This is a genomic window from Arthrobacter sp. P1_A5, assembly GCF_056406825.1.
The window spans coordinates 1-3,695 of the sequence record NZ_JBFTZL010000270.1 but is presented as its reverse complement, the minus strand read 5'-3'; the positions used below and the strand labels follow the sequence as shown (position 1 = coordinate 3,695).

At 67.4% G+C, this 3,695-nt stretch carries 3 protein-coding genes; 1 reads left to right on the top strand and 2 read right to left on the bottom strand.

All coding sequences use genetic code 11. The features are described from left to right. Positions 1-223: 223 nt before the first annotated feature. Positions 224-2,149, bottom strand: a complete 1,926-nt coding sequence (locus AC1D1S_RS20090) for an alpha-amylase family protein (protein WP_476995318.1) — start codon at positions 2,147-2,149, stop codon at positions 224-226. Between the two features lie 166 nt (positions 2,150-2,315). On the opposite strand from AC1D1S_RS20090, the gene AC1D1S_RS20085 reads away from it, so the two are divergent. Beyond that, entirely contained in the window at positions 2,316-3,065 is a 750-nt protein-coding gene (locus tag AC1D1S_RS20085) for an ABC transporter permease (protein WP_028276798.1), read from the top strand. Between the two features lie 24 nt (positions 3,066-3,089). On the opposite strand, the gene AC1D1S_RS20080 is transcribed toward AC1D1S_RS20085, so the two are convergent. After that, positions 3,090-3,593, bottom strand: coding sequence for an HtaA domain-containing protein (locus AC1D1S_RS20080; RefSeq protein WP_476995317.1), 504 nt, complete (start codon positions 3,591-3,593; stop codon positions 3,090-3,092). Positions 3,594-3,695 lie beyond the last annotated feature (102 nt).

Here is a 3,695-nt window from a genome sequence, read left to right as displayed (position 1 = left end):
GAGAGAGGCTGCTCTCAGTCTCTTCTCAGCGGGATGGGGGAGAGTGGAAATAGGCCGCAGAAGACCGGCCGCCGGCCGCCACGGGGCCGTTCGTCCACAGATTCCGGCCGCACGCTCTCCTCAACCAGTGTGCGGCCGGACACGGCACCGGGCGAAGCGGCGCAGCAGGCGCCGACAACAGCCGCTTCCCTTACTCCGTGCCGATGAGCAGCGGGCCAGCGCCTCAAGGCCGGGGCGTCACCCGGAGCCAGACGAACTGCCGGGCGTCCAGGACCAGTCCCGCGTCGAGGCACACGTGGGCGCCGGTCAGGACGTCGACGGCGCCAGCCGCGAAGCCGGAGAGCGTCAACGCCGTTACCTCCTGGGGGCCGTCGCYGAAGTTAGCCAAGGCGAGGATCAGCGTTCCATTTCCGGGACGCTGGTACCCCAGGACTCCCGGGTTGTTCGTGGCGAACCCGACCAGCCGGGTCCCGGCCAGTTCCGGCGTCGCGGACCGTACGGACACCATCCGGCGCAGCCCGGCAAAGACCGCCCCGGCGGGGGTTTCCGGCTCCGCGCGCCGCGCGTACCCTGCGGCCGGGTAGTGCGGCCGGTGCACCCAGCGGCTATCCGTTCCGTGGCCTTCCTCGGCGGCGTACCCGTAGTCGTTGAACTGGCCGACCTCGTCACCGAGGTAGAGCAGCGGGATGCCCCCGGTGCTGAAGGCCACCGAGTGGGCCAGCAGGATCCGGTCCACTGCCGCATCGGTTCCGCCCTCCAGCCCGCAGAGCGACGCCGTTGTGCCGGAAATCCGGCAGTCGCCGGTGCGGGGGTTGTCCTGAAAAGGCACCCCGCGGGCGAAGCTGCCAGGGAAACGGTTGACGTAGAAGGAATTGAGGAATCGCCGGTGCTCGAAGGCATTGATGCCAAGCTCGGCGGCATCCTCATCCGCAAATGTCCAGCCGATGTCGTCATGGCTGCGGACGTAGTTCACCCATGCCGTGCCGTCCGGAATATTGTGGCGCCGCTCCAGGGCCTGGGTGAGCAGGGACACGTCGCGGGTGGCCAGCGCCTCCCAGATCAGCGCCATCTGCAGGGGGTTGTAGGAGAGCTGGCACTCGGCGGGGTCAATGTAACGGGCCACCTCGTCGGGGTGGACGATCGCCTCGGACTTGAACAGCAGCGACGGCGCCGCCAGCCGGCACACGGCATTGAACGCCTGCAGCAGCGTGTGGGCTTCGGGAAGGTTCTCACAGGGCGTGCCGAGCTGCTTCCAAATGAAGGCGACGGCGTCCATCCGGAGAATGTCCACGCCCTGGTTGGCCAGGAACAGCATCTCGCCCGCCATGGCACGGAAGACGTCCGGGTTGGAGTAGTTCAGGTCCCACTGGAAGGTGTGGAACGTGGTCCAGACCCACCGTCCGTCCGGCAAGTCGACGAATGAGCCGGGGTGGTCGTCCGGGAAGATTTCGCGCACGGTTTGCTCGAACGCGTCCGGCATGGACCTGTCCGGGAAGATCCAGTAGTAGTCGCTGTAGGCCGGCTCGCCCGCGGCCGCCTTCCGGGCCCATTCGTGCTCGTCGGAGRTGTGGTTGAAGATGAAGTCGACCACGAGGCTGATGCCGTTCGCCCGCAGCTCGGCGGCGAGGTCACGCAGCTGCTCCATGGTGCCCAGCCTGGGATTGACGTCCCGGTAGCTGGAAACGGCGTAGCCGCCGTCGGAGTGCGGTTCGGGGGCCAGGAACAGCGGCATCAGGTGCAGGTAGGTCAGGCCCATTTCCTTGAAATAGGGGATCCGGGCGCGGACGCCTTCGAGGTCCATGGCGTATCTGTCGACGTAGCAAACGCCGCCGAGCATGGTATTGGACTGGAACCAGCCGCTGTTGTGTTCCCGTTCGGCGTCGAGGCCCTTGAGCGGCGCAGGCCTCTCGGCCCACGACCGGGCAGACTGCATCACTAGGTCGGTGAGCTGATCCAGCCAATCAGGCCGTGCGCCGTAGAGATCGTGGAACAGCCGGAACAAGGCCGGGAAATGACGGTCGAAGCGCTCTTCGAAGACGGCCCGGTCCGCGCCGTCCCACCCGATCCCCGTGCCCGCCGCCAAGGCCCGGAGCACATGCCGGCGGGCCTCGCTGTGGACGCCGTCGGCTAGAAGGGCGGGTTCAACCATGGAGCATCTCCTTTGACCAGTTTCAGTCCCCGACGGCGCGACGACCGTTCACATCCTTGCAGAAGGACGCGCGGGTGCCCAGCACGGCAGCCGTGTCCGGCGAGGAAAGGCAGCCGACAGCCGATGCCGCCAATGGTGCTGCCGCGAAGGTCTATAGGCTGGCGTGATGACCGCCTTGACTGATCTCCTGCCCACGCTGCTGGGCGTAGGGCTCCTGATGCTGGTCACCGTGGGGTTGCTTGCGGTTTTCCGGATCCCGCACCGGACCGCGCCGGCGCTGGCCATCCTGCGCGGGGCTGTGCAACTGGCTGTCATCAGCCTCATACTGGGCACTGTTATCACCAGTCCGGTCTGGGTCGGCGCCGCACTTCTCGTGATGTTTTCGGTGGCCGCAGTGACGGCCGCGCGACGCCTGGGGTGGAGTTGGGGCCGCCTGGCGGTAGTGGGCGGCTCGATGGCCGCCGGCATCCTGGTGACCCTGGCGATCGTTTTCGGCACGGGCGCTATGGCCCTGACGCCCCGCTACGCGCTGGCAATTGGGGGGATCGTGATCGGCAATGCGATGACCATCGCCACTCTGGCCGGCCGGCACTTTGCCGAGTCGGTGAATGAACGTTGGGATGAGGTTGAAGCGTGGCTGGCTTTGGGGGCGACGCGGCGTCAGTCGACGTTGGAGCTGGCCCGGCGCGCCGTCTATTCCGCCCTCATCCCTTCGACCGACCAGACTAAGACGACGGGACTTGTTACCCTGCCCGGGGCGTTTGTGGGTGCGATCTTCGGCGGCCTTTCACCCTTGGAGGCGGGCCGCTTCCAGATCGTCGTGCTCGCCTCGATCATGGCGGCAGGTTCCATGACCGCCGTGGCCCTGATCGGGATCATCGCGCCGGTGAGGGTGCGTCCGGTGCGTCCACGCTAGCGTCCGCGCCTTGGGCCGTCCTGACTACGCCGGCACCCGGATGACCAGGGGGTCCATCGCCTGGCCGTCGGCGTACTGGCCGTCGAAAAGTTCCGAACCGGCCTGGGAGACGGCGACCTCGACGCGCTCCCAGACGAGAAACCCCTCCATGTTGCGGGGCGCGGCAGTGCGCAGGGTGCCGACATCCGAGCGGTCCGTCCCGCCGCCGTCGCCCGTGCTGATGGACAGGACCCCGTGCCCGGCCGCGAACTCGACCCATGGATCCAGCAGCCGGACGAACATCATTCCGTGGTGACCGGCGACGCGGACATCGCCGCGGAACCGCAGCAATCCGGTGCCGCTGGCGGGATCGTACTCGGAGCCGGCGGGAGCGAAGCAGAACTCTCCGGACGCAGWGACCGTGGCGCCGTCGGCTGCGGAAACAGCACCGTCCGGGAGTCCCGAAATGTAATCCATAAAGCTGCGTTTGATACCCCAGGTCAGACCCGGCAGGGGCAGCGGGGCGGGGGAGGCGGACGTTGGTGTCACGTGGGTTCTCCTGGGCTGTCGGGCGGATCTACATCCGAGCCTAGCCGCGGATCCGCGCCGGGCTGAACTGTTGCACCGCCGCCGCTTCATCCTAAGTATTTC